Here is a 22,980-nt window from a genome sequence, read left to right as displayed (position 1 = left end):
CAATCGCCTTGTCACAAAAATTGATGACAAGGCGACGTTACCTGAAGGCTATAAGTGTGCTGGAATGACTTTAAAAGCGAACAGTTGAGTGACTTCGGTTGCGTTGAAATTATTGTCCGAGATAAGGACAAGAGCCTGTTGGCCATCTGCTAATTTAGGGCCAAAGGTGATGCCTTCTAAGTTATCAAGTCGAGGTAAATTAGCCTGATTCAAGTTCAGCAATAAGCGTTTATGCATCGGTTTAAACTGACCGGCGACCAGTTTATTGCGCCCTTTCACATTCGTCGCGCCCTTCATGTCCGTTTGATAGATACGAATGTAATCATGATAATGACCCTTCTTATCCTGAATACCTGCGCGTTCTAATACCAATAAATGCTGATTATCCACCGCTAAAATTTCTGATACGCCATTATCTGCGTGTTTACCGGCACCTGGCGCGGCGGGCAATGAGTCGACCGGATAAACATACTCACCCAGTACGGTATTATTTTTGCCGTAACGAAGAACTCGTGAAAAAGCCCCCTTATTAAGTGAAGGTACTGGACCATCTTGTATTAAGGGCGCTTCCATCGCGACAAAATACGCCTTCTTATCTGGGGTATAACTGCTGCCTTCAAACGCCAAATTATCATAAAAGCCACGAGCTTTATTTTTAGGGTCGAACTTAAACGCCGCCGGTACTGGCAGTTCGTCTAAGTAATGACCATCCATATCTGCATCTCGAATAAAAGGACTAAAACCTAAAGAACGATCACCTTCGCTGGTATAACGGATTCCCTTAGTATCAGGATTAAAGCGTATGGACTCGAAATCTGGCACAACACCTTTATGATCACTAAGATAAGCGACCTTACTTGGGTAAAGGCTACCGTTCGGCTGTAAGAGCGGAATCATTTTTGTTAGCGTCATAGCGCCGACGTTATTGGCCGTGATGGTCATTTTTCCAAGATAAGCACGATCGGGACCTTTATCAGACCTGTCATCACTGATCATTAACCATTGTTTATTTTTTGCATCGTAATCAATTCCAGATAATCCCCCAACAGTCACACCATCGACAGTGGCATCATTAGGAATGATGTACTCACCGATATAATCTAGCTTACTAATGGGATAATGCTCTTCCTTAGCGGCAGCAGAAGCTTCTACAGATACAACCAAACACCCAATAGCGAGCATTGAAAAATAAGATTTTCTCATTTTATTTCCTTCAAAATTTCAGAATATCAAGATGACTTGAAAAATAGGATAGGACTCGTCGAGGGTCAAGAATATTTACAAAGTCAACTAGTTAGGCTTGGTCTAATGAGTCGAGACGCACTAAAAATACCTAACGTAATAGTGAATAGAGTTAGGCATTAAAAATACAAAAAAAAACCAAAAGACACCCAGTTTTTTATGCATTCATAATAGAATTTATCGCTCATGTTAATTGTGATAAATCCAATATTATGGAGAGTGCATATGAATTCTATAGCCTATTCTGAAGCTCAAGAAAACCTAGCTGAAGTAATGGAGAAAGTATGCGAAAGCCATACTCCAATAAATATTATTCGAGAGGATAAAAAGTCCACCGTTTTAATCTCTCTTGAAGACTATACCGCTCTGTATGAAATGGCTCGTTTGTTTGATAACTTTTCTAATTCGAAAGACATTCTTAGTGATATTGGAAAAAAATAAGCATAAACATCAAAGCCATTTAACTAATCAATCAGATTATGTTCTATCGCGTATTTCACTAGACCTGCTGACGAGTGAATATTCAGCTTACGTTTGATATTTTGGCGATGGGTTTCAACGGTGCGTACACTGATCTTCAAACGCTGCGCTATTTCTTTATTCGACCAGCCGCTGGCAACTTCTATCAATACCGAACTTTCTCTTGGCGAAAGCATTTCTTCTGCTGCGGTAGTCACCGCTAACTGTCCAAATAAAGCATCTGATGCCTTGGAGCTGAAGTAGGTACCACCTTGGTGAACAATGGTGATGGCTTGTACTAATTCCTCAGAAGGTACGTCTTTGAGAACATAGCCATTGGCACCAGATTGAATCAGCGACAAAATATATTCTTTGTCATTATGCATGCTTAGCATCAAAATCTTGATGTTTGCTTGCTCACTACGAAAGCGCTTGGTGGCATCAAGCCCATTAAGAACAGGCATAGAAACGTCCATCACTACCAAATCTGGCTGTAATAACTTCGCTTTTTCTAATGCTTCGAGACCATTGGCAGCGGTTCCAATAACATCAATATTAGCTTCCATTTCTAAACGCGCTTGTAGGCCATCCAGTACCAACATGTGATCATCAACTAGCAGTACTCTTATTCTTGATGGCTCAGTTGTCATCCCACTCTCTCTTATTGTTAGGTGCTAATCCATTATAGGCGGCTCTATTGATAAAATAGCACTGACTTTTGTGCCTTTTTCCTTTTGCGACTGAAAAACAAAATCGCCTCCAATAAGCTCAATTCGCTCACGCATATTAATCAAGCCAATACCTGGTGACAAAGTTGATTGGTGAGAGCAGCCTCGACCATCATCCAAACACTCGAAAATCACCCGTTGGTGAGATTGCCATACCTGTAGTATGACATTGCTTGCTTCAGAGTGCTTTTCAATATTAGTTAAGGCTTCTTGTGCAAAACGATAAAGTGCAATTTCAATCTCGTCGGGTAATTCAGCCATGACTTTAAAGCTATATCTTACCTTAATGGCGGTTCTTTCTTGAAATTGATCAATCAAACTTTTAAGCGCGGTATTTAAGCCTAGGTCATCAAGCACCGTCGGACGTAGATCATGAGACACTTGGCGAATATCATTGATCGTCTGGTTAATTAAGTCTTCCGCTTTAATCAGCTCAGCTTTGATAACCGCCTCATCATCACCTCGCTGTAGTTTATTACCAGCCAGCTCAATGCGAAATTTACAGGACACCAGCATTTGATTAATGCCATCATGCAACTCACGGGACAAACGACGCTTTTCAAGCACCTGTAGCCGCATGAAACGCTGCACCAAGGCTTTTAACTTTGAATCTGCCAATTTATGTTCGTGTAGATTAATTGCCAGCCCTAGTAGTATGACGAAGACTAGAGTGATACTCGCAACGACACTGACTAGAAAAAAGCTGCGTCGGATATTGGCGTTCATGGTGGCTTTGGCTTTGGCTAATTCTTGATAAACATCGTCTAAATACAGCCCTGTTCCTAACATCCAATGCCAACGATCGATCATCACGGCGTAACCGATTTTTTCTTCCTGCTCCATTAATGGCGGTTTTTCCCAGATATAACGATGAAAACCTCCTCCCGTTTTCGCTTTTGCCATTAAGTGTTGGATCAAGTAATTCCCCAAGGTGTCTTTAAATAACCAAAGGTTTTGCCCAACCAATTCCGGCTGTGTGGGGTGCACCAGACTGACGCCGTTACTGTCATAAACGAAGAAGTAGCCATCATCGCCATAACGTAAACCATTAATAATGGCTTTCACCTTTTTCTGAGCAGTGGCATTGTCCATTGTCGTGTCTTCTAAAATAGGACGAATCGTACTCATGGCAATAGCGATGTGGCTTTTTAACGCCTCTTTTTTTGCATGGATTAGATTGAATTCATAGATGGAGAGTTCATCAGAAGCCAAATCTCGTGCTGACTGCTGATTCAAATAGATAATAATAACGGTCGATATAACCAGAGGAACAACCGCTAGCAGAATGATTTTACTTTTTAGTCCCACACTAAGGCCTGTTTTATTATTCAATGTTTAGACGACCCCATCAATAAAAAAGCGGAGGCTCCATCTTCTGAAGGCCCCCGCTTTTTAGTGATTCAATCCTGTTGGCTTATTCCATTCCGTACCATTCAGGGAAGATCATAAGGCTTGCCAAAACTAAGACTTGGATCAGAATAAAAGGTATGACCCCTTTATAAATATCCGTTGTTTTGATCGAGCTTGGGGCAACCCCTTTTAAGTAGAATAAACTAAAACCAAAGGGAGGTGTTAAGAAAGATGTTTGCAAGTTCATCGCAATCAGAATCGCAAACCACACCATATTAATGCCTAATGCTTCAGCAACTGGCGCTAGAATAGGCACAATAATAAAGGCAATCTCAACAAAATCGATAAAGAAGCCAAGGATCATAATGGCTACCATCGCCAAGATGATGAAGCCCCATTTCTCACCTGGTAGATTCAGCAATACTTCTTCGACGATCTGATCGCCACCGGTGTAGCTAAAGGCCATCGAGAACGCGGTAGCGCCCATCAAGATAGCAAACACCATAGCGGTTACTTTAACCGTTTCCATGCTGCTCGAATAAAGCATTTTCCAATTAAACTTACGGTATAGCAAAGCCAAAACAATGGCACCAACACCGCCTAACGCAGAAGACTCCGTTGGCGTCGCAACACCCGTAAAGATAGAACCCAGTACGACTAATACCAAAGCAAGAGGTGGAATAATGGCTTTTAGTGCACTGATAATTTGCTGAGAACGTGTTTCGTCATCCAAATTCTCAGGCAACGCAGGCGCCATCTCAGGTTTTAAGTACGTAAGAATCAGGATATAAACAATATAACACCCAATCAGTACCATGCCTGGCATGATCGCCGAATGGAATAAATCACCAACCGGAATACCGAGTACATCACCCAGAATGATCAAGATGATTGATGGTGGAATGATCTGACCTAAGGTACCTGACGCACAGATAGTGCCGCAGGCAAGGGATTTGTTGTACTTGTACTTGAGCATAACAGGAAGAGAGATAAGTCCCATCGCAACCACACTCGCTCCTACTACACCGGTCGAAGCCGCCAACAGCGCACCGACCAAAATAGTAGAAATCGCCAATCCGCCACGTACGCGGCCAAACAACTTGCCCATCGCTTCCAGCAACTGCTCAGCAAGCTGTGTTTTCTGTAACACAATCCCCATGAAAACAAACAGAGGCACCGCCATCATGGTGGTGTTTTCCATGTAGCTTTGAATCCTAAAAGGCATAAAAGCAAACATGTCGAAACCTTCGGCAAAGACGCCAAAGATCAGTGCAATACCGCCAAACGTAAAAGCGACGGGGAACCCTAGCATCAACATAGCTAAGGCAACGAAAAACATAATAATTCCAATCATAAATGACCTATATGCAATGAGCTGGAAGTGCGCTTAGTGTTGAATCGGTGGGTTCTTAAAGCCATCTTCGCTGATACCGCGAATGGCATTAATAGAACGAATCATCATACCCACGCCACTGATGGCCATGGAGAAAAAAGCAAATGGGATTACCGCTTTGATAATCCAGCGATACGGTAGACCACCTGGATCACCACTGCCTTCACCTAAAGCAAACGCTTCTTGTGCGTGACCAATACCGTAATAGCCAACCAATAACGTAAACGGCAGCATGAAAAAGGCACAGCCAAATAAATCGATCCAAGCACGCTTCTTGATGGACAAATTTTCATAAATCAAATCAACACGGACATGACCGCCATGCTGGATACCGTAAGGGATGCCTAATAAGAAAATCGCTGAGTACAGGTGCCACTCAAGCTCTTGCATCGCAATCGACACATCATTGAAGGCATAGCGCAATAAGACGTCGTAAAAGACATTACACAACAACGCGATTAGCAAGATAGTTGAAATACTACCAAGCAGATTAGAGAAACGAGTGATTCCTCTCTCTAGGTTTGTTAAAAACATGCAAAACTCCTAGAAAAGACGCACAACGAGATTGGCTCGTCGTGCGTCGTAGAGGGTTATTCAGAGATACTGTCTAAACTTTCAAGGTAAGCACGATCAGAAATATTCGTCCATACACGTGCAGTTTTCATGTACGCTTTTTGTGAATCAAGAATTTCTTTGGTAAGAGGATCTTTCGCAGCCGCTTCAGCTAACAATTCTTCGTTGGCTTTGCTCATTGCTTTTAGTACTGGCGTTGGGAAAGTTTTCACTTGGATATTTGGGAAATCCGTTTTCATGGTTGCCCAGTTCACACCACTTTCATGGTAAGACTGAATGTACATGTCGTAAGCAGACAGTTTCATAGAAACACGAAGAATCTCACGAAGATCATCTGGTAAACGTTTCCAAGTACGCTCGTTTACTAAGTACTGCAACTCAGTTGCTGGCTCATGCCAACCTGTGTAGTAGTAAGGTGCAATTTTGTGGAAACCCATACGTAAATCAAGAGAAGGTCCAACCCACTCTAATGCGTCGATGGTATTACGCTCTAGCGCTGTGTAAAGCTCACCAGGTGGAATGTTCGTTGGTTTCGCACCCAATTTTGCCAGTACTTCACCCGCAAAACCTGGAATACGCATTTTCAGACCTTTAAGGTCATCCACTGTGTTGATTTCTTTTTTGAACCAACCACCCATTTGCATTCCAGTGTTACCGCCAGGGAAAGACAATAGGCCGAATGGCTTATACACCTTTTCCATTAGCTTCATACCATCACCTTCGTAAAACCAACCGTATTGCTCAGGCGCAGTCATACCGAATGGCATGGTAGTGAAATACAATGTGTTTGCCACTTTACCCTTCCAATAATAAGAAGCAGAGTGACCAATATCATATTGACCAGAACGAACCATATCAAAGATACCAAAAGGTGCTTTGTGCTTATTCGCAGAGTCGATGGTGATTTTTAGACGGCCGTTAGACATTTCGTCAGCCAAACGGGCCATATTACGTGGCGCATCGCCGAAAATAGGGAAGTTTGTCGTCCACGTTTCTGCCATTTTAAGTTTATATACTTTATCAGCAGCAACGGAAGACATAGAGAAAGTCGTCATAGTTACTGCAGCCGCAGCAACCAGAGAGGTTATTTTTAAAGAGTTCATCTTTATATCCTGTTGTTTATTATTTTTAATACGGGATCACACAGACAGGATAATCACTCAGTACAGGTTTGTAAGCTATTCGTATGAATACGCAAAAAAATGTATTACTACGCAAATACCGTACGTATTAATACTTAAATCATTCTTTTACTTATCGATAGAAATCAAAAAAGCCGCGAATAAAGCGCGGCTTTTGCATTCAGGTAACGCAATAATTTATCGTTGTTTGGCGCGACATGCCGCCGCGGTAAACAGCACATCGGTCGAGCTATTCAAGGCTGTTTCAGCAGAATCTTGCAATACGCCAATAATAAAACCAACAGCAACCACTTGCATAGCGACATCATTAGGGATGTTAAACAAGCTACATGCCAATGGGATAAGCAACAAGGAACCGCCTGCCACACCAGAGCTACCACAAGCCGACACGGCCGCGATAAAACTCAGAAGAATCGCCGTGGCAAAATCAACAGGAATGCCCAATGTATTCACAGCGGCAAGAGTTAATACGGTAATGGTAATTGCTGCGCCAGCCATATTAATCGTTGCGCCCAATGGAATAGACACGGAGTAAGTGTCTTCGTCTAATTCAAGGCGCTTACAAAGGTCCATGTTAACGGGAATATTGGCCGCTGAACTACGCGTAAAAAAGGCCGTCACACCACTTTCTTTTAAACATTGAAAAACAAGAGGATAAGGATTTTGACGCGTACTTATGAAGACTAAAATTGGGTTAGTTACCAAAGCGATAAACAACATGGCTCCGATCAGTACTAACAATAAATGTGAATAGCCTAACAGAGCACTAAAACCGGTCGTTGCAATCGTATGAGCCACTAATCCAAAAATACCAAACGGGGCTAAACGAATCACAAAACCCACTACCATGGTGACACTATCAGCAATATTTTGTAATAACTCTTTCGTGGCGACTGATGCATGACGCAAGCCAATACCAAAACAAACAGACCACGTTAAAATGCCAATATAGTTACCCTGTACAAGAGCATTAATCGGGTTATCGACCATATTGAAGAATAAAGTATGCAGCACCTCGCCAATGCCTTGAGGAGCAGATTGAGTAAAATCAACGGTGACTAAATCTAGTTGAGTAGGAAAAACGTAACTAAAAATAACCGCGGTAAAAGCCGCTATAAGCGTTCCGACGCCATACAACACTAAAACAGGGCGAATAAACGTTTGTTGATTTTGTTTGTGATTGGCTATCGACGCCATCACTAAAATAAACACTAAGACTGGCGCAATGGCTTTGAGTGCTTTTACAAAAAAATCACCAAGCAAACCTGCTGATTCTGCAGCACTCGGTAACGCATAAGCCAGAGCGATACCACATAACACACCAATAATAATTTGCAGTACTAAACTGCCACTCATATACCTCTGAAACAAGGACGGGGTCACCTTTGAAGCCATGGGAAGAAAGTCCATATAATTTTAAAGTGGAGCACCATAAATCATCAAGCCGAATAAATGAACCATTTGGGTGCGCTTTATTTTTAATTCTGCAATTCCCTCCTAGATCCCGACAACAAACCCTGCCTCTTTCCGATTAAATCAAGCCTCTCACTCTAATCTTGATCTAGATACAGGATATCCCCACTTGTTACACATCCGGCTCTTGCCAGAACAAACAAAAAAAAGCATATTGTTCTCAAACCATATATCGAAGGATTTCGAAATGTCGAACTTGTTAGAACAATTGAAATGGCGTTATGCCACAAAAAAAATGGACAACACAAAAGCTGTTCCTCAAGAAAAAGTAGAGCGTATTCTTGAGGCAATTCGCCTTACCGCGACTTCTAGTGGATTACAGCCTTACGAAGTTTTTGTTGTTACCAACGATGATATTCGTCAAAAAATCATGCCGCACGCTTGGAATCAAGCGCAAATCATCGATGGCTCTCATTTATTGGTATTCGCTGCATGGGATAACTATACGGTAGAACGCATTAACCACATGTTTGACCTAGTAAATGACGAACGTGGTTTTGTAAACCAAGGGTGGGAAGATTATCGTAAGATGATTCTTGATCTTTATCCACCACGTGATGCAGAAGTAAACTACCAGCATGCTGCGCGCCAAGCTTACATCGGCTTAGGAACCGCTTTGATTGCGGCCGCTGAAGAAAAAGTTGATAGCACACCAATGGAAGGCTTTGATCCAGAAAAAATTGATGAAATTCTAGGCTTAAAAGAACGCGGACTGCGCTCTGTTATCCTCCTACCACTAGGTTACCGGGCTGAAGATGGTGATTGGTTGGTGGATTTGAAGAAAATCCGTCGTCCAAAAGAAGACTTCATCATTGAAGTAAAATAGTAACATCACGTCATTTGTCTTATCGGCGATTAAGTTATAAAAAAAGCGGACTCGTTATTCACGAGTCCGCTTTTTAAAACGTTGGCTGCAAGAAGATAATTAGTGCTTCGTCATACCTGGATTAGGAATAAAGTTAATCACTACTTCTTCGGCTTCTGGCGCGCTGCTGTGGGGCGTATTCACGCGCGTTGGAATTTCGGTTGGTTGCGCCTGAACTACCGTAGATTGTTCATCCGTATAACCACACGAAATACATTCACGGTATTGCTTTTCAGCATCATCATCACGCCATGCGCGTATCTTATCCATTTCACTACAGCGAGGGCAAACAGCCCCTGCGATAAAGCGTTTTACTGTCATAATATCAATTACCTTAGTCGGTTAATGGCTGATATTCTTGACCAGCCATAAAGCTGCCCTGTGATTCTGTAGATAATTTTCCTTTTACCCTACAAAGCAATTTATAACTCTCGGGGGCCTCATTAGAAATTAACTCTACACTAAATGTCATATCGTTCTGCTCTTCTTTCAAAATAGAGAACAATTCCAAGGATAAATATCTAGGAATATACCCTACAAGCTCTGGAGGATTTTGCGTCCGAAGAAGGACTGCATTGCTATCAAATTCATTTTGAATATCTAAGCATGCATACAAAATATCTCTTGATGTCAAAGAATTAATTCGATTTTGTGCACTTTCCGATAAATAACGGCCCCCATGAACAAAAAATACATGCTCAAATCCCCCATCACTGTCTAACTCGATTTTGGGAAATAACTGCAGGTTATCGGTACCTCTTACACCACCAGATCGAGTCAGCATGTTCATACTGTTCGCAGTTTCAGAATTTAGCCCTAACCACGAGATAAATTTAGGAAACTCTGGACGCTTGGAAGATAACAATCGATTTTGAAAGACTGGAAATAATTCTGACGATCTATATTTTTTTGTTAAATTGTCCATTCCACTAAAAGGAATAAAATTATTTGTCGCTTTGCTTCCTTGTGTATACCTAAAAGAGTACTGCTTTTTTTCATACTCTAAAATGCCAATAACATGCCAGTCCCTTGAATCTGGGTCTTGCCAAGTTAAAAATGCTGTTTGTTTATTCATAGTCTTCTAATAACCTTTTTCGATTTTCAATAACCACTCTGTAGGCGAACTCTCTACCAATATCAGATATCAGTTCAGGTGGTATTCGATCGAACACTTTCTTAATCTCTGCATTTTTCACCGAAGACAGCTTCGATAGCCAATGTTCCTTTGCTGCTGGATATTTTTGTACGGCATAATTGAAGGCACTTACAGTCTTCATAGGCTTTCTATCTGTTTTAAATTTGTATAACTGTGACTGTGCTTTTTGAACAAAGTGCTCAATTGATCGATATTTATCTTTGGTGCTAATTCTTTCAATTCGCTCTTTATCTAATAACTCTCTACCCATACTTGCAGCGTGATCATAAGTTGGACATAACCTAAAAACAGCTTCACCATTCATAGTCTCGCCTATCACAGCCCAATTTTCGTGATGTCTATCTTGATTACTTATTAATGCATCTAACATCAAGTAGCCACAAAATACTTCTGCAGAACCCAAAGTACCTAAATCAAAGCGTGACTCAGGAGGCAATATTTCAGACCTTGAGAGAAAGGCAAGCACCCTAGTTACGGTATGACTAGTTACTTTCTGTTTATTATCAAGATATTCAACAGGTTTCGGATAGTCGTCAGGATCATCTCTATGAAGTAGCTCATTCCCCATAACCAAATGCTTATTCTTATCTACTATATTAGGAGATGTAACACCATATCGACCATCGTGAATAGCTATCTCATATTTAACATGAGGTAATTCTAGTAAAAGGCATAGTTGTTCAGCACATTTCTCAGACCAGTGTTCTCCTGTATTTGGTCGAGAGTATTTAAATAATGTTCTCTGTTTCTCTTGTGAGCTTAAATCTCGGAACCAAAATTTTTCTTTTGTTCCCAATTGCTCTAAAAAGTCGGCATTTTCAGTTAACTCATATACAGTATAAAAGTCTTCAACTTCCATGTATCCAACCTCATTCAGTTATTAATGACAATATGATCTAAGCGACGATGCCACTGTGTCTTAATAAAGCATCGGTACTTGGTTCACGACCACGAAATTCAGCAAACAATTCTGCTGCGGGACGCGAGCCACCATTGGCCAATATGGTATCACGGAAGCGTGCACCCGTGTCTTTATTGAAAATGCCATCTTCTTCAAATTTCGAGAAGGCATCCGCGGATAACACTTCTGCCCATTTATAGCTGTAATAGCCGGCCGCATAGCCACCCGCAAAAATATGCGAGAAGCCATTCTGGAAACGGTTAAATTCTGGCGGCGTCGTGACGGCTACATCGCGACGAACCTCATCAATCACAGATTGAACAGAAAGGCCTTTTTTGTATTCCATGTGCAAACGGAAATCGAACAAAGAAAACTCCAACTGACGCATCATTTGCATACCAGATTGGAAATTTTTCGCGGCTAACATTTTCTCTAGCAAAGCATCAGGCAACGGCTCACCCGTTTCATAGTGACCCGCAATGTGCGCTAAAGCTTCCGGCTCGTAACACCAGTTTTCCATAAATTGACTTGGCAGCTCGACCGCATCCCACGCCACGCCATTAATACCAGACACAGAAGACACATCGACTTGCGTCAACATATGGTGCAAACCGTGACCAAATTCATGGAACAAGGTCGTCACTTCGTCGTGAGTTAATAGCGCAGGCTTGTCTCCAATCGGTGGAGTGAAATTACACACTAAATAGGCAATAGGAAGCTGTAAACGATTGTCGCTCAAACGGCGACGTGTTCGACATGAATCCATCCAAGCACCACCGCGCTTTGCTTCACGAGCATAAGGGTCTAAATAGAAGCGAGAAATGTCTTCCCCGTCTTTACTGATAGTAAATAGCTGTAAGTCTTTGTTGTAGCTATCGAATTCTTTTTCTTCACGAATATCCACACCAAACAACGTTTGTGCCACGTGAAACAATCCAGACAGTACCTTGTTCATTGGGAAATAAGGGCGAAGCTCTTCTTGGGAAATACTGTACTTATGCTGGCGTAATTTCTCTGCATAATACCCCATATCCCAAGCGTTCAATTCAGCCACGCCGTTTTCATCTTTAGCGAACGCGGTTAATTGAGCAAGGTCTTGTTCTGCAGAACTTTTCGACTGCTTCGCAAGGGTTTGTAAAAAGTCGATTACTTGCTGACCGTTGTCTGCCATCTTGGTCGCTACCGACAACTCTGCGTAGTTTTCAAAGCCAAGAATGTGAGCCATTTCGTGGCGTAGCGCTAGAATTTCATCGATCAGAGGCGCGTTATTAAACTTGATATCACCACCTTGATCGGACGCTCGAGTCGCAAAGGCGCGATACATCTCTTCACGCAAAGCCGCGTTATCCGCGTAGCTCATTACTGGCATATAGGAAGGGAAATCCAGAGTAAACAACCAACCTTCTTTGTCTTTCGCTGCTGCCATTTGCTTAGCTTGTGCTAGCGCAGAGTCTGGTAAGCCGGCTAATTCACTTTCATCGGTAATTAGCTTGCTCCACGCTTGAGTTGCATCCAGTACATTCTCTCCGAATTGGCTGCCTAGTTCAGACAAACGCTGGCTAATCTCGCCATAGCGTTTTTTGGCGTCGCCTTCTAAACCAACGCCTGATAATTCAAAGTCACGAATAGTTTGTACCAAGGCTTCAGTTTGTGCGGCAGACAATGTATTTGCGGCGTCACTTTCAGCCAAGGTTTTATAAGCTTGATAAAGCGCCTTATTCTGACCTAGATCCGTGTAATACTGGGTTAATTTTGGCAAACACGCATTGTAGGCTTCACGCAACTCTGGGGTGTTTTTCACTGAGTTCAAATGACTGACCGGTGACCAGAAGTTAGCGAGATCGTCGTGCAGTTGGTCCAAGGGCAGCACCAAGCTTTCCCAAGTTGGATTCGTATTTTCACTCACACAGGTATCTATTGCCGCTTGAGTATTACTTAAGCGCTCTGTTAGCTCAGATTCGATGCTCGTAACATCAATTTTGGAAAAGATTGGTAAGCTGGTCGCATCCCATACGGACTGTGACATATCATGTTATCCTTCTATGCGAAAAACGCGCTAAGACCACCATGGTCTCTTGTGCATCGCGTTTCATAAAAATGGTTAAGGGCGCGCATTCGCGGCCTTATGTAAAGCAATCTATACCTAATAAGATATGTGGTATTTATGTTTTTTCAATGATGAAATCACTATCATGTCGATAGTTCATCTTTACTGCACACAGAACGTCCGATAAAAGAGAGACTTTACAGTGATTAAATCGTTTCGTGGTAAGACGCCACAACTAGGTGCGCGAGTTTGGGTTGACGACAGCGCTGTGATTATTGGTGACGTTGTCATTGGTGAAGACAGCTCCGTTTGGCCTTTGGTTGCCATACGTGGTGATATGCACCACATTCACATTGGGGCACGTACCAGCATTCAAGACAATTCTTGCTTACACATCACTCACGCCAGCGCCTATAAACCAGACGGCCATCCGCTAACTATTGGCGACGATGTTACTATTGGCCACATGGCCATGCTGCATGGTTGTCAGATTGGCAATAAGGTATTAGTTGGAATGAGTACCACAATCCTAGATGGCGCTATTATTGAAGATCGCGTTATTATCGGTGCGGGTTCGCTAGTACCGCCAGGTAAACGTCTTGAGTCTGGTTATTTGTACCTGGGATCTCCCGTCAAACAAGCTCGAACATTGAGTGAAAAAGAGATTGAATACTTCCAGTATGCCGGCCTTAACTATGTAAAACTAAAAGACGAATACCTCAGTGAAGCAACTCAACTAAGTCAGAACAACAAAGAGAAAGAGACACAATGAAACGCAAAAGTAACTCTACCGCTGCTTGGATTTTTACCCTTATCGCTGTTGCTGGCATTCTCTGTGGGCTAAGCGAAACCTTTAGTAATTATTTCGAGGAACCACATCTGTCTGAGCAAGAACAAGCCGCATTGCAAATTAGCCTATTGCCAGAGCCGCGGGATTTACCAAATTTATTGAGTATTGCCGGAGTAAAAAAAGATAAGTGGTATGGGCTTCTATTACAGCCAGCTATTTGTGATGCCATTTGCCAAGGCGAAGTATCTGCTTTTGAAGAGAGTGGCCAAGCGATCTTGCGACCTAGTAATAGGTTTTATAAAGAAACCTCCGCCATCGTTACCAAGGTGGGCTACAACGATAACCATGGCTTATTATTGCTGATCAACAAACATCAACAACTGGCTGGTAGCATTTCGCCACCTTATACAAAAGAGAGTATAAACAAAGCATTTACGGCACTTAATAAATAATAATTTTTATACTAAAAAAACTTTTTTTCGTCAGAACATTTAAGCTAATTTATAGTCTAAAATATTAATATTCAATACAGCAACAGCAGAGGCTTAAATGACAAACGCCAATATTTCTTCGGAAGCGGGATACTCCCATGCAGCGGGGATTTTTCTGAATGCCGAATTTATGAATGATCTTCGGCTCCAGATGATAAAATTCGCCCGCGTACAGGTACGTGATGAACAACTTGCCGAAGATGCAGTTCAAGAAGCGATGCTCTCTGCATACCAAAATATTGAACGATTTTCACGTCAAGCAGCACTAAAAACATGGGTGTTCTCAATTTTAAAGAACAAACTGATTGATTTACTTCGTAAAGAGAAACGCCATACCGCGGCCAGTCAATTAGAAGACGGTCCAAATATAAATGGTGAAGAGCTGATTGAAAAACTGTTTAACGAACACGGTCATTGGCAAAAAAGCGAACGACCTCAGAAGTGGGACAACCCGGATCACGGCGTTGAAAACGCGCATTTCTGGCGAGTGTTTGATGCCTGCTTGAATGCTCTCCCAGAAAAATACAGCCGCTTTTTTATGATGCGCGAGTTCCTCGAAATGGACACCGCTGAAATTTGTCATAACGAAGAAGTTTCTGTCAGCAATCTAAACGTGACACTTTACCGTGCCCGCTTACGTTTGAGAGAATGCTTAGAAGACAGTTGGTACCAAAAGGAGAAATCATCATGATGAGCTGCCATCAAGCGACTCAACTTTTATCAGAAAAACTCGACCGTCCTCTCAATACCAAAGAAAAAGTCGCTTTAGGGGTCCATACAACTATCTGCCCTCCCTGCCGTCGTTTCTCACAACAAATGGAAGAATTACGTTCAATTTCAAAACGTTATACGCAAGATCCTGACGCCACATAACTTTTTTTAATTTTTCTCATTATATTGTGTAAGAAAAACCATTTCGTTCACGTCAAAGATAGGTAACACAAGTAAGGCGCATGGTTTTGCTTGTTACCCCTTTGATACACTATTAAAAAAATGAGGATACACCAATGAAAAATACAAAAGCATCTCTCGCTCTAGCTCTAGGTACTGCCGTTGCTATTTCTGCTGTGTCAGTACCGGCACAAGCCGCCAGCAAAGAAAAATGTTTCGGTGTTGCTCTAGCAGGTCAAAATGATTGTGCTGCAGGCCCAGGTACTTCTTGTGCAGGCACCTCTAAAACTGACTACCAAGCCAATGCTTGGAAAATCGTTCCTGCCGGTACTTGCATAGAAATGGATTCTAAAACATCCCCTACTGGCCACGGCCAATTGAAAGCTTTCTAAGTAAACGGACGCGCATTCTTATGTCTCGTTTCACTCCAAAAGTCGAAGGTGGGAAATTTCCCCCTTCGACCTTTTCATCCCTCTCTGGTATCAGTTTAAAACCTGCTTATTATCAAAGCATATTAAGCGACTTACCCGAGGTAGGATTTTTTGAAATTCATGCGGAGAATTACTTAAGTAAAGGAGGGCCTGCTCGCCATTATTTACATCAAATTCGTGAACATTACCCTCTCACCGTACATGGTGTTGGGTTGTCTATTGGCGGTGAAACAGCGCTTGATCTTGAACATTTAAAACGCGTAGCCACCTTGGTCGACGAGATTCAACCTGCTATTTTTTCAGAACATTTAGCATGGTCAACACACTACAGCCAGTTCTTAAATGATTTATTACCTGTTCCTTATGATCGCCCAACACTAGATCGTGTATGTCGGCATATTGAGCAAGTACAAGAGTGTCTACAACGACAAATTTTACTTGAAAACCCCTCAACCTATTTTTCCTTCACGCGCAGCAACATGAGCGAGACGGACTTCATCCGTGAGATTGCTAAACGCACAGGCTGTGGATTATTACTGGATATAAATAATGTGGAGGTATCTTGTTTTAATAACAGGACCAACCCTTATGACTATCTCAATGACTTCCCACTCGATGCGGTAGGACAAATGCATCTTGCCGGTCATACGGTAGACGGCAACACCATATTGCCATTGAAAATAGACAGCCATGATGAACCTGTATCTGATGATGTATGGACGCTTTATCAACATACATGTCGCCAGCTTAATTCATTGAATCTTGCCAGTCCGACGTTAATTGAACGCGATGGTAATCTTCCCCTGCTGTCTGAATTACTAGCCGAAGCACGCTATGCCGATACCATTCGACAAAACGTACTAATGGAAAGTGAGAGTCGCTATGAACAACGAATTTAAAGCTGCACTGTTGACGGATGACACACGTTTTTATCGTGAAATCGACGCTCAAACGATGCAAGAAAAAGAAATTCGACTTAACGTATATCGTAACAACGTAGTCGTATCCTTGATCGATGCATTAGCCGACATATTTCCCGTGACTCAGGCCTTAGTTGGAGACAATTTCTTTCGTGCTATGGCCAAGCAGTACTTACTGGTTTCGCCTCCAGAATCCCCTATTATTAGCGAATATGGTCATTTTTTTTCAGATTTCATTCGCCAATTTGACCCAGCTAAAACGTTACCCTTTCTCGCTGACTTAGCAGCTCTAGAATACAATTTGCTGACTCTAACCAATGATGCAGAATACCGCACGCTAGATCACGAAGAGGTAGCAACGGCCTTTGCTCAGGCAGAAGATCCCTCTGAGCTGTATTTAAGTTTACCGCCAACAACACAATTACTAACGTCCCCTTTTGCCATTGGCTCACTTTATCAAGCCCATCGTAACGACGGTCGTTTACGCTTAAATCAGGTGGCAATTAATGAGTGTGAGTATTTGTTGATAGCCAAATCTCATTTAATCGCTCAACTGCATGTCATTAGCTATGAAGAAGCCCGTTTTTTCAAACAGTTGTTACAGAACAAAAGCCTAGAAGAAGCACTGCCTGACTCGAATGATTTCGACCTTGGGGCTACGTTAGCCAAATTAATAGAATGGAAATTAATTTCCTACATTGCTGTTCAGCCCATAAAGGCTGAGTAACAATAAAACCATGAGGGTAAAAAATGCTGTCTTTAATCTTATCTAAAAGTGATGCTTTGTTTCGTCGAATTCCTGAGTCGCTGGTACTTTTTATCGCGAGATTTGCGATTGCGGCAGTATTTTGGAAATCTGGACAAACTAAAATTGAGGGATTTGCACTGGATATTATAAGTGGGCATATTCAATTAGGATGGCCGCATTTAAAAGAATCCACCCTGTTTCTCTTTGAATACGAATACAACCTACCATTGCTTTCTCCTGCCATTGCCGCCTTATTAGCGGCGATAGCCGAGCATGTTCTGCCTATTCTGATTCTGACTGGTTTTTTCACTCGATTCGCCGCTCTAGGTCTGGCTGGTATGACTTTGGTCATCCAAATCTTTATCTACCCAGATGCTTACCCAACCCACGCCACATGGCTCGCTATTGCATTATTGCTCATGTATCGCGGCGCAGGGGTTCTTTCTCTTGATCATTTAATATCTAAACGCTAAAAGCGTCTAGCTAGCAGGCAAAGTAAAGATAGATGTCGCTTCTTTAGTTTGCTCTGCTGCATCAAACAAATCATCGGTTAATTTACTCAAGCGAAGAGAGGTCTGACCGTTATTCACCGTCACTTCGGCGATTAGCGTCGTATGATTCGCAATATCGTTCACCTCTCTTGCTTGCTGTTGAGCTAACTGAGAAAGTTCATCAAGACTTTTTAGTGATACTGCCGAGTCCGATTCTAGCTGGCTTAACGGAAGAACAACCTCTTCTATTTGCAACACACCCAGGCGCATTTTCTCTTGCCCTTTGGTCATTTCATCAGAGATTTGAACAGATAAACCACCAATATCCGTTATAACTTTATCGATAGATTCAGTTACTTCTGCGGTACTCGTTGCTAGATTTCTTACTTCATCAGCGACCACAGCAAAACCGCGACCCGTTTCACCTGCTCGCGCCGCTTCGATAGAGGCATTCAGTGCTAACAAGTTAGTTTGCTCTGCCACATTACGAATACTGTTTACTAAGTTAGATACTGTTGAAGCACTTTCCTTAAGTTTGGCGACAGAATGAGAGGTTTCTTCAATATAGGTAGCAACGGAGGTAATATCTTTAGCTGCAGAAGTGATAACAGATTTACCATGTTGTGCTAAATGATAGGCTGCTTCCGCTTGGTTTCGAGACACGGTAACGTGCTCTGCCATGGTTGTAACACCCTCTGACAACTCTCCAACCGAACTATGGATATCATTCACCATTGTTTGCTGTTGATTAGATCCTTGCTGCACGTTTTCCATACTAGATCGTATGTTTTTGACCGCGCTGACAACCGTTTGAGCGCTGCGATCAATTTTATCTATTACCCCAACCAGGCTTGCACGCATGCTAATAACACTATCAACTAATTGACCAATTTCGCCTTTCTGCTTAATAGAAATGCTATGCGATAAGTCCCCTTTAGCCACACTGTCCAGCAAGCTAACTACTTGTCCCAATGGTTTAACAATACTTCGGGTGATCAACACAGACATCACGATGCCAATGATCAAGGCTAAAATACCTTCACCAATCACAAACCAAATACCCGATTCAGATTCCGATAATATTTTCTGTTGTTTAGATTGAATAATAGCTTGCTGCCTTTCAGAAAACACAGCCGTTTCATTTAGAAATGTTTGTAAATCATCGCGTGTTGGACCCGCCATTAGCTTTCTAGCGTCATCTAATTCGCCAATTTCTAGAGCTTCTACCGTGTCTTGAAGTGCTTTTTGGTAAACCGCCCGCTGAGATTTAAGCTTCTCAACAATTTGCTTATCTTCTGGCAATTTGACGAGATTTTGCATTTTTGCAAGGCTCGTATCTAACATTCGGTTTCGTTCATCTATCTCTTTATAAATAGCGACTCGAGCATCTCTGTCTTCTAATACAAAGAGCATTAGAATGCGACTAGCAAGACTTTCTGCATTGACATTCAACTCGCCTGTCAATTCAACTAGCGCCGTATTCTCGCCCACGATATCTTTGATATTGCTCGACAATGACTGAAAGCGTGTGGCTGAAAAACCAATCACCGACAGCATTAAAACAAACAAAATCAGATAACTTCCCCAAAGGCGTCCCCGAATGGTTGAAAAAACCTGCATATAACTCTCCACACCTTAAAATAGATAAAAACCAGTCAAAAAAACCTATAAACAAAGTAAATATTTCGATTGTTCTAAACATAGTATATGTCGTAACTAAGCAGGATTTCATTACAGATATCAACGAAAAGGAGAATAAAGTCATTCTAATGAATTATTAAGAATGACTTTATTTCAAAAAATAGAAGAAAAATGAAGGATTAGTATGAACTCAGGCAGACCGACGTTTAAAGGGTGAGCTGTAAGCAATTATGAAGAGCAGAGCAGCACAGACCACGACACTTGGGCCCGTTGGAGTATCCCAGCGATAAGAGGCCCACAAACCACCACAGACAGCCAGACAGCCAATAAAACTCGAAATAGTCGCCATTTGAATCGGTGTATTAGATAGTTTACGCGCCGTGGCAGCAGGAATGATCATTAATGAGGTAATCAGCAAGACCCCTACAATCTTCATCGCGACCGCAATCACCAAAGCCACCAGCAACATAAGCAACAAGCGAATCGCTTCAACGGGATAGCCTTCCACTTTAGCAAGCTCTTCGTTGACCGTAACAGCCAATAGCGGCTTCCAAAAAGTAACTAATAGCGTTAAGACTAAAATACCACCGCCATAAATCCAATACAGATCGGTTTGACTGACGGCCAACAAATCACCAAACAAATAGGCCATCAAATCGATGCGCACATTATCAAGAAAGCTCACGGCCACTAACCCTAACGATAAGGATGAATGAGCTAAAATACCCAACAAGGTGTCTGTCGCAATAATTTGTTTTTTCTGTAACGTCACTAAAATCGCAGCCAAGCCAACACATAAGACCACAATGGCAAGATTCAAATTAATATTGAATAGAAAGCCTAACGCCACACCTAATAAAGCGGAATGCGCTAATGTGTCGCCAAAATACGCCATACGGCGCCATACGACAAAAGCTCCCAGCGGGCCAGCAACCGCCGCTACGCCCAAGCCACCTAACAAGGCTCTAATTAAAAACTCTAACATGGTACCGTTTGCTCCAAAGCTATGCGGTTAAGACTTTTCTTGGTGAGAACAATGCGAATGAGCATCGTCATCATCAGATAAAATACTGCCTTGTTCATTGTGAACATGATCGTGTTGATGAGCATAAATAGCGATCGATTCATCTGCGCCAGGAATGCCAAATAATGCCTGATAAGCTGGGTGCCCAGTTACATGTTGAGGGCTACCTGAGCAGCACACGTGCTGATTAATACAAACCACAGTGTCGGTTTTTGCCATCACCAAATGTAAATCATGAGACACCATCAACACTCCGCAATGAAGCTCGTTACGAATACCTTCAATCAAATTATAAAGCTCGACTTGGCCATTTACGTCCACGCCTTGCACGGGTTCATCTAAGACCAATAAATTTGGATTGTTCAACAAGGCACGAGCTAACAACACTCGCTGAGTTTCACCACCAGATAACACTTGAACTTGGGCGTTAAGTAGATGAGCAATGCCGACTTTTTCTAACGTGGGAAGGATATTTTTTTTATCCACATGACGTACCAGCGCCAAAAAATGCTTCACCGTTAGCGGCAGTGTCGGGTCAATATGCAGTTTTTGCGGCATATAACCAATACGCAGTCCTTTATCGCGAACCACTTTGCCTCGTGTCGGCTCTTGCAACCCCAACAGGATACGAATAAGCGTACTTTTCCCGCTGCCATTAGGACCAATCAACGTAACGATTTCGCCGGCATCAATCGTCATGTCTATGTTGTCTAATAGCACACGACTGTCAAAATCAATGCCAATCTTATCGAACGAAACTAAACGCTGGCTCATACAGATGCCCCCGCCGTTTTACACACGGAACAAAGCCCAGTGAGTTCAATCGTTTCGGAACGCAGCTCAAAGTTTTGTTCCGCGGCTCTAGCAATTAAAGACGTGTGAATATCTTGGTAATCAAACTCCATAACGTTATGACACTCATCGCAAATCAAAAAGTAGCCTTTGTGCGCTTTATCCGCATGAGCGCAACCTAAAAAAGCATTCATCGATTCAACTTTATGAATCAAACCTGCGGCCAATAAAAAATCCAACGCTCGATAGACAGTTGGAGGTGCCGAGTTAAAACCTTCTTCAGCCAATTTTGCCAATAACTGATACGCACCCAATGGACGATGGCTTTCCCAAATTAACTCTAATGCCCGACGACGGACCTTAGTCAAACGCTGCCCCTGCTCGGCACAAAGCAGTTCAGCTGTTTCTAGCGCGGCATCAATACAATCATTATGATCGTGACCCGAATGTGGGTGATGTTCTTCACTCATTAGAAGACCCTTCCTGCATTACTGCTGTAACTCCACATCATAGAGATGCTGATAATGATCAATACAATAGCGGCAAAAAAACCAAAACCTCGGGACAATCTTTGTCGCCATATGCCTTGTTTGCCACCCATTAAAAAACTGCTGTCACGAACAATAACACTGACCGCAGCAAGAACTGCGACTGTTATCGCGGTTCCTAAAGACATCGCTAGCGTGGCCAATATTCCCCAGTGAAAAATGTCAGCGCTCATCGAAAACAGCAACACCAACACGGCACCGCTACAAGGACGAATTCCCACGGCTAACACCATGGCAATGATACTACGACGATCGGCGGTTTGCTCTTCGACTGCGTGGTCGTGGTCGTGGTCGTGGTCGTGGTCGTGGTCGTGAGAATGATCATGACCACAACTAGATTGACCGCGCATCAACCGAGTGAACATCCATACCCCAATCAAACCGACTGCGGCAAAACTTGCCAGCTCAAAAAAACGACTAATCTGCATCGCTTGCCCTGCCAAGGAAAACATCTGCCCGACAATCACCATTAATAGTACTGCCATCAAACCTTGCGCTGCAGCACATAAAAAAGACAAGCTAATACCGCGGCGTAATGGGGCTTTACTCGCGAGCATGTAAGCCGAAATCACCGCCTTGCCATGACCCGGCCCGGCTGCATGAAAAATACCGTAAATGAAACTGGCTGATACCAAACTCCATAACACAGCAGGACTACCATCTTGACTCAATTGTTGTACTGATTTAGCAAGCTGGCGGTGCCAACTCACTTGTTCAAATACAATCCAGTGAATAAACGAATCATAACCAAGAAAGTTTATTGCTGCGTAGGCAGGAGCGACGCAGAAAAGACAGGTAAAAAAGAAAAGAACGGCGTTTCTCGCCATGGTGCAACTCTCTTAAATTAAATATTGTTTGTTATGCTATAACAAAACAAAATTAAG

At 42.5% G+C, this 22,980-nt stretch carries 26 protein-coding genes; 10 read left to right on the top strand and 16 right to left on the bottom strand.

The window, feature by feature from the left end; all coding sequences use genetic code 11:
- Positions 1-48: 48 nt before the first annotated feature.
- On the bottom strand, positions 49-1,203 hold the full coding sequence (locus tag V6259_RS01535) for an esterase-like activity of phytase family protein (RefSeq protein ID WP_341583054.1): 1,155 nt from the start codon (positions 1,201-1,203) through the stop codon (positions 49-51).
- A gap of 264 nt (positions 1,204-1,467) precedes the next feature.
- Here V6259_RS01535 and V6259_RS01530 point away from each other — a divergent pair, with 264 nt between their 5' ends.
- Entirely contained in the window at positions 1,468-1,683 is a 216-nt protein-coding gene (locus V6259_RS01530; RefSeq protein WP_341583053.1) for a type II toxin-antitoxin system Phd/YefM family antitoxin, read from the top strand.
- Positions 1,684-1,706: 23 nt separating this feature from the next.
- Here V6259_RS01530 and V6259_RS01525 read toward each other — a convergent pair whose 3' ends face one another.
- From V6259_RS01525 to sstT, 6 genes are all read right to left on the bottom strand, one after another.
- Entirely contained in the window at positions 1,707-2,351 is a 645-nt protein-coding gene (locus V6259_RS01525; protein WP_133010802.1) for a response regulator transcription factor, read from the bottom strand.
- 24 nt (positions 2,352-2,375) lie between these two features.
- Positions 2,376-3,761: a cache domain-containing protein gene (locus V6259_RS01520; protein WP_341583052.1), complete on the bottom strand. Its 1,386-nt coding sequence runs from the start codon at positions 3,759-3,761 to the stop codon at positions 2,376-2,378.
- An 82-nt stretch (positions 3,762-3,843) separates the two neighbouring features.
- Entirely contained in the window at positions 3,844-5,133 is a 1,290-nt protein-coding gene (locus V6259_RS01515) for a TRAP transporter large permease (RefSeq protein ID WP_341583051.1), read from the bottom strand.
- Between the two features lie 33 nt (positions 5,134-5,166).
- Entirely contained in the window at positions 5,167-5,706 is a 540-nt protein-coding gene (locus V6259_RS01510; protein WP_133002387.1) for a TRAP transporter small permease subunit, read from the bottom strand.
- 56 nt (positions 5,707-5,762) lie between these two features.
- A complete protein-coding gene (locus V6259_RS01505) occupies positions 5,763-6,848 on the bottom strand; it encodes a TRAP transporter substrate-binding protein (protein WP_341583050.1) in 1,086 nt (361 codons plus the stop codon).
- Positions 6,849-7,064: 216 nt separating this feature from the next.
- A complete protein-coding gene (gene sstT, locus V6259_RS01500; RefSeq protein WP_341583049.1) occupies positions 7,065-8,282 on the bottom strand; it encodes a serine/threonine transporter SstT in 1,218 nt (405 codons plus the stop codon).
- A 265-nt stretch (positions 8,283-8,547) separates the two neighbouring features.
- Between sstT and V6259_RS01495 the strand changes: the two genes are divergently transcribed.
- Positions 8,548-9,186: an NAD(P)H-dependent oxidoreductase gene (locus tag V6259_RS01495; protein ID WP_341583048.1), complete on the top strand. Its 639-nt coding sequence runs from the start codon at positions 8,548-8,550 to the stop codon at positions 9,184-9,186.
- Between the two features lie 99 nt (positions 9,187-9,285).
- Here the strand turns inward: V6259_RS01495 and V6259_RS01490 are convergent, their stop codons facing one another.
- From V6259_RS01490 to prlC, 4 genes are read right to left on the bottom strand one after another with little or no spacing between them, the layout of a single operon-like run.
- The gene (locus V6259_RS01490) at positions 9,286-9,546 is read right to left on the bottom strand and encodes a YheV family putative zinc ribbon protein (RefSeq protein WP_133010795.1); all 261 of its coding nucleotides are present in this window, start codon (positions 9,544-9,546) and stop codon (positions 9,286-9,288) included.
- Between the two features lie 13 nt (positions 9,547-9,559).
- Complete coding sequence (locus V6259_RS01485; RefSeq protein WP_341583047.1) at positions 9,560-10,300, bottom strand: HIRAN domain-containing protein; 741 nt, start codon at positions 10,298-10,300, stop codon at positions 9,560-9,562.
- Positions 10,293-11,240, bottom strand: a complete 948-nt coding sequence (locus tag V6259_RS01480) for a hypothetical protein (RefSeq protein ID WP_341583046.1) — start codon at positions 11,238-11,240, stop codon at positions 10,293-10,295. Before V6259_RS01480 ends, V6259_RS01485 begins: the two co-directional genes overlap by 8 nt.
- A 37-nt stretch (positions 11,241-11,277) precedes the next feature.
- The gene (prlC, locus tag V6259_RS01475; RefSeq protein WP_341583045.1) at positions 11,278-13,308 is read right to left on the bottom strand and encodes an oligopeptidase A; all 2,031 of its coding nucleotides are present in this window, start codon (positions 13,306-13,308) and stop codon (positions 11,278-11,280) included.
- A gap of 226 nt (positions 13,309-13,534) precedes the next feature.
- On the opposite strand from prlC, the gene V6259_RS01470 reads away from it, so the two are divergent.
- The 8 genes from V6259_RS01470 (at position 13,535) to V6259_RS01435 (ending at position 18,073) form a co-directional block, all read left to right on the top strand.
- Complete coding sequence (locus V6259_RS01470; protein ID WP_341583190.1) at positions 13,535-14,101, top strand: gamma carbonic anhydrase family protein; 567 nt, start codon at positions 13,535-13,537, stop codon at positions 14,099-14,101.
- Positions 14,098-14,571: a hypothetical protein gene (locus tag V6259_RS01465; protein ID WP_133010793.1), complete on the top strand. Its 474-nt coding sequence runs from the start codon at positions 14,098-14,100 to the stop codon at positions 14,569-14,571. Before V6259_RS01470 ends, V6259_RS01465 begins: the two co-directional genes overlap by 4 nt.
- 97 nt (positions 14,572-14,668) lie before the next feature.
- A complete protein-coding gene (locus V6259_RS01460; RefSeq protein WP_341583044.1) occupies positions 14,669-15,301 on the top strand; it encodes an RNA polymerase factor sigma-70 in 633 nt (210 codons plus the stop codon).
- A complete protein-coding gene (locus V6259_RS01455) occupies positions 15,298-15,483 on the top strand; it encodes a zf-HC2 domain-containing protein (RefSeq protein WP_133010791.1) in 186 nt (61 codons plus the stop codon). Before V6259_RS01460 ends, V6259_RS01455 begins: the two co-directional genes overlap by 4 nt.
- Before the next feature lie 134 nt (positions 15,484-15,617).
- On the top strand, positions 15,618-15,893 hold the full coding sequence (locus V6259_RS01450; protein ID WP_133010790.1) for a BufA1 family periplasmic bufferin-type metallophore: 276 nt from the start codon (positions 15,618-15,620) through the stop codon (positions 15,891-15,893).
- Positions 15,894-15,913: 20 nt separating this feature from the next.
- Positions 15,914-16,831 carry an MNIO family bufferin maturase gene (gene bufB / locus V6259_RS01445; protein ID WP_133010789.1) on the top strand — a complete coding sequence of 306 codons (918 nt, stop codon included), beginning with the start codon at positions 15,914-15,916 and terminating at the stop codon, positions 16,829-16,831.
- Complete coding sequence (locus tag V6259_RS01440) at positions 16,815-17,579, top strand: DNA-binding domain-containing protein (RefSeq protein ID WP_341583043.1); 765 nt, start codon at positions 16,815-16,817, stop codon at positions 17,577-17,579. The genes bufB and V6259_RS01440 overlap by 17 nt, the downstream gene beginning before the upstream one ends.
- 23 nt (positions 17,580-17,602) lie before the next feature.
- Positions 17,603-18,073 (top strand): DoxX family protein, encoded by a 471-nt coding sequence (locus tag V6259_RS01435; RefSeq protein ID WP_341583042.1) that lies wholly within the window; start codon positions 17,603-17,605, stop codon positions 18,071-18,073.
- Between the two features lie 6 nt (positions 18,074-18,079).
- Here the strand turns inward: V6259_RS01435 and V6259_RS01430 are convergent, their stop codons facing one another.
- From V6259_RS01430 to V6259_RS01410, 5 genes are all read right to left on the bottom strand, one after another.
- Positions 18,080-19,711 carry a methyl-accepting chemotaxis protein gene (locus tag V6259_RS01430; protein ID WP_341583041.1) on the bottom strand — a complete coding sequence of 544 codons (1,632 nt, stop codon included), beginning with the start codon at positions 19,709-19,711 and terminating at the stop codon, positions 18,080-18,082.
- A 211-nt stretch (positions 19,712-19,922) separates the two neighbouring features.
- Positions 19,923-20,717 carry a zinc ABC transporter permease subunit ZnuB gene (gene znuB, locus V6259_RS01425; RefSeq protein ID WP_133010786.1) on the bottom strand — a complete coding sequence of 265 codons (795 nt, stop codon included), beginning with the start codon at positions 20,715-20,717 and terminating at the stop codon, positions 19,923-19,925.
- A gap of 27 nt (positions 20,718-20,744) precedes the next feature.
- A complete protein-coding gene (gene znuC, locus V6259_RS01420; protein WP_133010785.1) occupies positions 20,745-21,530 on the bottom strand; it encodes a zinc ABC transporter ATP-binding protein ZnuC in 786 nt (261 codons plus the stop codon).
- Positions 21,527-22,018, bottom strand: coding sequence for a Fur family transcriptional regulator (locus V6259_RS01415; protein WP_341583040.1), 492 nt, complete (start codon positions 22,016-22,018; stop codon positions 21,527-21,529). Before V6259_RS01415 ends, znuC begins: the two co-directional genes overlap by 4 nt.
- Entirely contained in the window at positions 22,018-22,923 is a 906-nt protein-coding gene (locus tag V6259_RS01410) for a nickel/cobalt transporter (protein WP_341583039.1), read from the bottom strand. The genes V6259_RS01415 and V6259_RS01410 overlap by 1 nt, the downstream gene beginning before the upstream one ends.
- Positions 22,924-22,980 lie beyond the last annotated feature (57 nt).

Source organism: Marinomonas sp. TI.3.20, from assembly GCF_038155025.1.
In the GTDB taxonomy this organism is placed as follows: Bacteria; Pseudomonadota; Gammaproteobacteria; order Pseudomonadales; family Marinomonadaceae; genus Marinomonas; species Marinomonas flavescens.
Note: the sequence above shows the minus strand (reverse complement) of the source record. Positions and strands in the feature narration are given on the sequence as shown.

What these genes read in the sequence shown, in the direction of transcription:
- V6259_RS01490 (WP_133010795.1), bottom strand. Translation starts at nt 9,546, where the DNA reads ATGACAGTAAAACGCTTTATCGCAGGGGCTGTTTGCCCTCGCTGTAGT.
- znuC (WP_133010785.1), bottom strand. Translation starts at nt 21,530, where the DNA reads ATGAGCCAGCGTTTAGTTTCGTTCGATAAGATTGGCATTGATTTTGAC.
- znuB (WP_133010786.1), bottom strand. Translation starts at nt 20,717, where the DNA reads ATGTTAGAGTTTTTAATTAGAGCCTTGTTAGGTGGCTTGGGCGTAGCG.
- V6259_RS01415 (WP_341583040.1), bottom strand. Translation starts at nt 22,018, where the DNA reads ATGAGTGAAGAACATCACCCACATTCGGGTCACGATCATAATGATTGT.
- V6259_RS01515 (WP_341583051.1), bottom strand. Translation starts at nt 5,133, where the DNA reads ATGATTGGAATTATTATGTTTTTCGTTGCCTTAGCTATGTTGATGCTA.
- sstT (WP_341583049.1), bottom strand. Translation starts at nt 8,282, where the DNA reads ATGGCTTCAAAGGTGACCCCGTCCTTGTTTCAGAGGTATATGAGTGGC.
- V6259_RS01460 (WP_341583044.1), top strand. Translation starts at nt 14,669, where the DNA reads ATGACAAACGCCAATATTTCTTCGGAAGCGGGATACTCCCATGCAGCG.
- V6259_RS01450 (WP_133010790.1), top strand. Translation starts at nt 15,618, where the DNA reads ATGAAAAATACAAAAGCATCTCTCGCTCTAGCTCTAGGTACTGCCGTT.
- V6259_RS01535 (WP_341583054.1), bottom strand. Translation starts at nt 1,203, where the DNA reads ATGAGAAAATCTTATTTTTCAATGCTCGCTATTGGGTGTTTGGTTGTA.
- V6259_RS01430 (WP_341583041.1), bottom strand. Translation starts at nt 19,711, where the DNA reads ATGCAGGTTTTTTCAACCATTCGGGGACGCCTTTGGGGAAGTTATCTG.
- V6259_RS01525 (WP_133010802.1), bottom strand. Translation starts at nt 2,351, where the DNA reads ATGACAACTGAGCCATCAAGAATAAGAGTACTGCTAGTTGATGATCAC.
- prlC (WP_341583045.1), bottom strand. Translation starts at nt 13,308, where the DNA reads ATGTCACAGTCCGTATGGGATGCGACCAGCTTACCAATCTTTTCCAAA.
- V6259_RS01485 (WP_341583047.1), bottom strand. Translation starts at nt 10,300, where the DNA reads ATGAATAAACAAACAGCATTTTTAACTTGGCAAGACCCAGATTCAAGG.
- V6259_RS01530 (WP_341583053.1), top strand. Translation starts at nt 1,468, where the DNA reads ATGAATTCTATAGCCTATTCTGAAGCTCAAGAAAACCTAGCTGAAGTA.
- V6259_RS01480 (WP_341583046.1), bottom strand. Translation starts at nt 11,240, where the DNA reads ATGGAAGTTGAAGACTTTTATACTGTATATGAGTTAACTGAAAATGCC.
- V6259_RS01510 (WP_133002387.1), bottom strand. Translation starts at nt 5,706, where the DNA reads ATGTTTTTAACAAACCTAGAGAGAGGAATCACTCGTTTCTCTAATCTG.
- bufB (WP_133010789.1), top strand. Translation starts at nt 15,914, where the DNA reads ATGTCTCGTTTCACTCCAAAAGTCGAAGGTGGGAAATTTCCCCCTTCG.
- V6259_RS01435 (WP_341583042.1), top strand. Translation starts at nt 17,603, where the DNA reads ATGCTGTCTTTAATCTTATCTAAAAGTGATGCTTTGTTTCGTCGAATT.
- V6259_RS01440 (WP_341583043.1), top strand. Translation starts at nt 16,815, where the DNA reads ATGAACAACGAATTTAAAGCTGCACTGTTGACGGATGACACACGTTTT.
- V6259_RS01410 (WP_341583039.1), bottom strand. Translation starts at nt 22,923, where the DNA reads ATGGCGAGAAACGCCGTTCTTTTCTTTTTTACCTGTCTTTTCTGCGTC.
- V6259_RS01465 (WP_133010793.1), top strand. Translation starts at nt 14,098, where the DNA reads ATGAAACGCAAAAGTAACTCTACCGCTGCTTGGATTTTTACCCTTATC.
- V6259_RS01495 (WP_341583048.1), top strand. Translation starts at nt 8,548, where the DNA reads ATGTCGAACTTGTTAGAACAATTGAAATGGCGTTATGCCACAAAAAAA.
- V6259_RS01505 (WP_341583050.1), bottom strand. Translation starts at nt 6,848, where the DNA reads ATGAACTCTTTAAAAATAACCTCTCTGGTTGCTGCGGCTGCAGTAACT.
- V6259_RS01455 (WP_133010791.1), top strand. Translation starts at nt 15,298, where the DNA reads ATGATGAGCTGCCATCAAGCGACTCAACTTTTATCAGAAAAACTCGAC.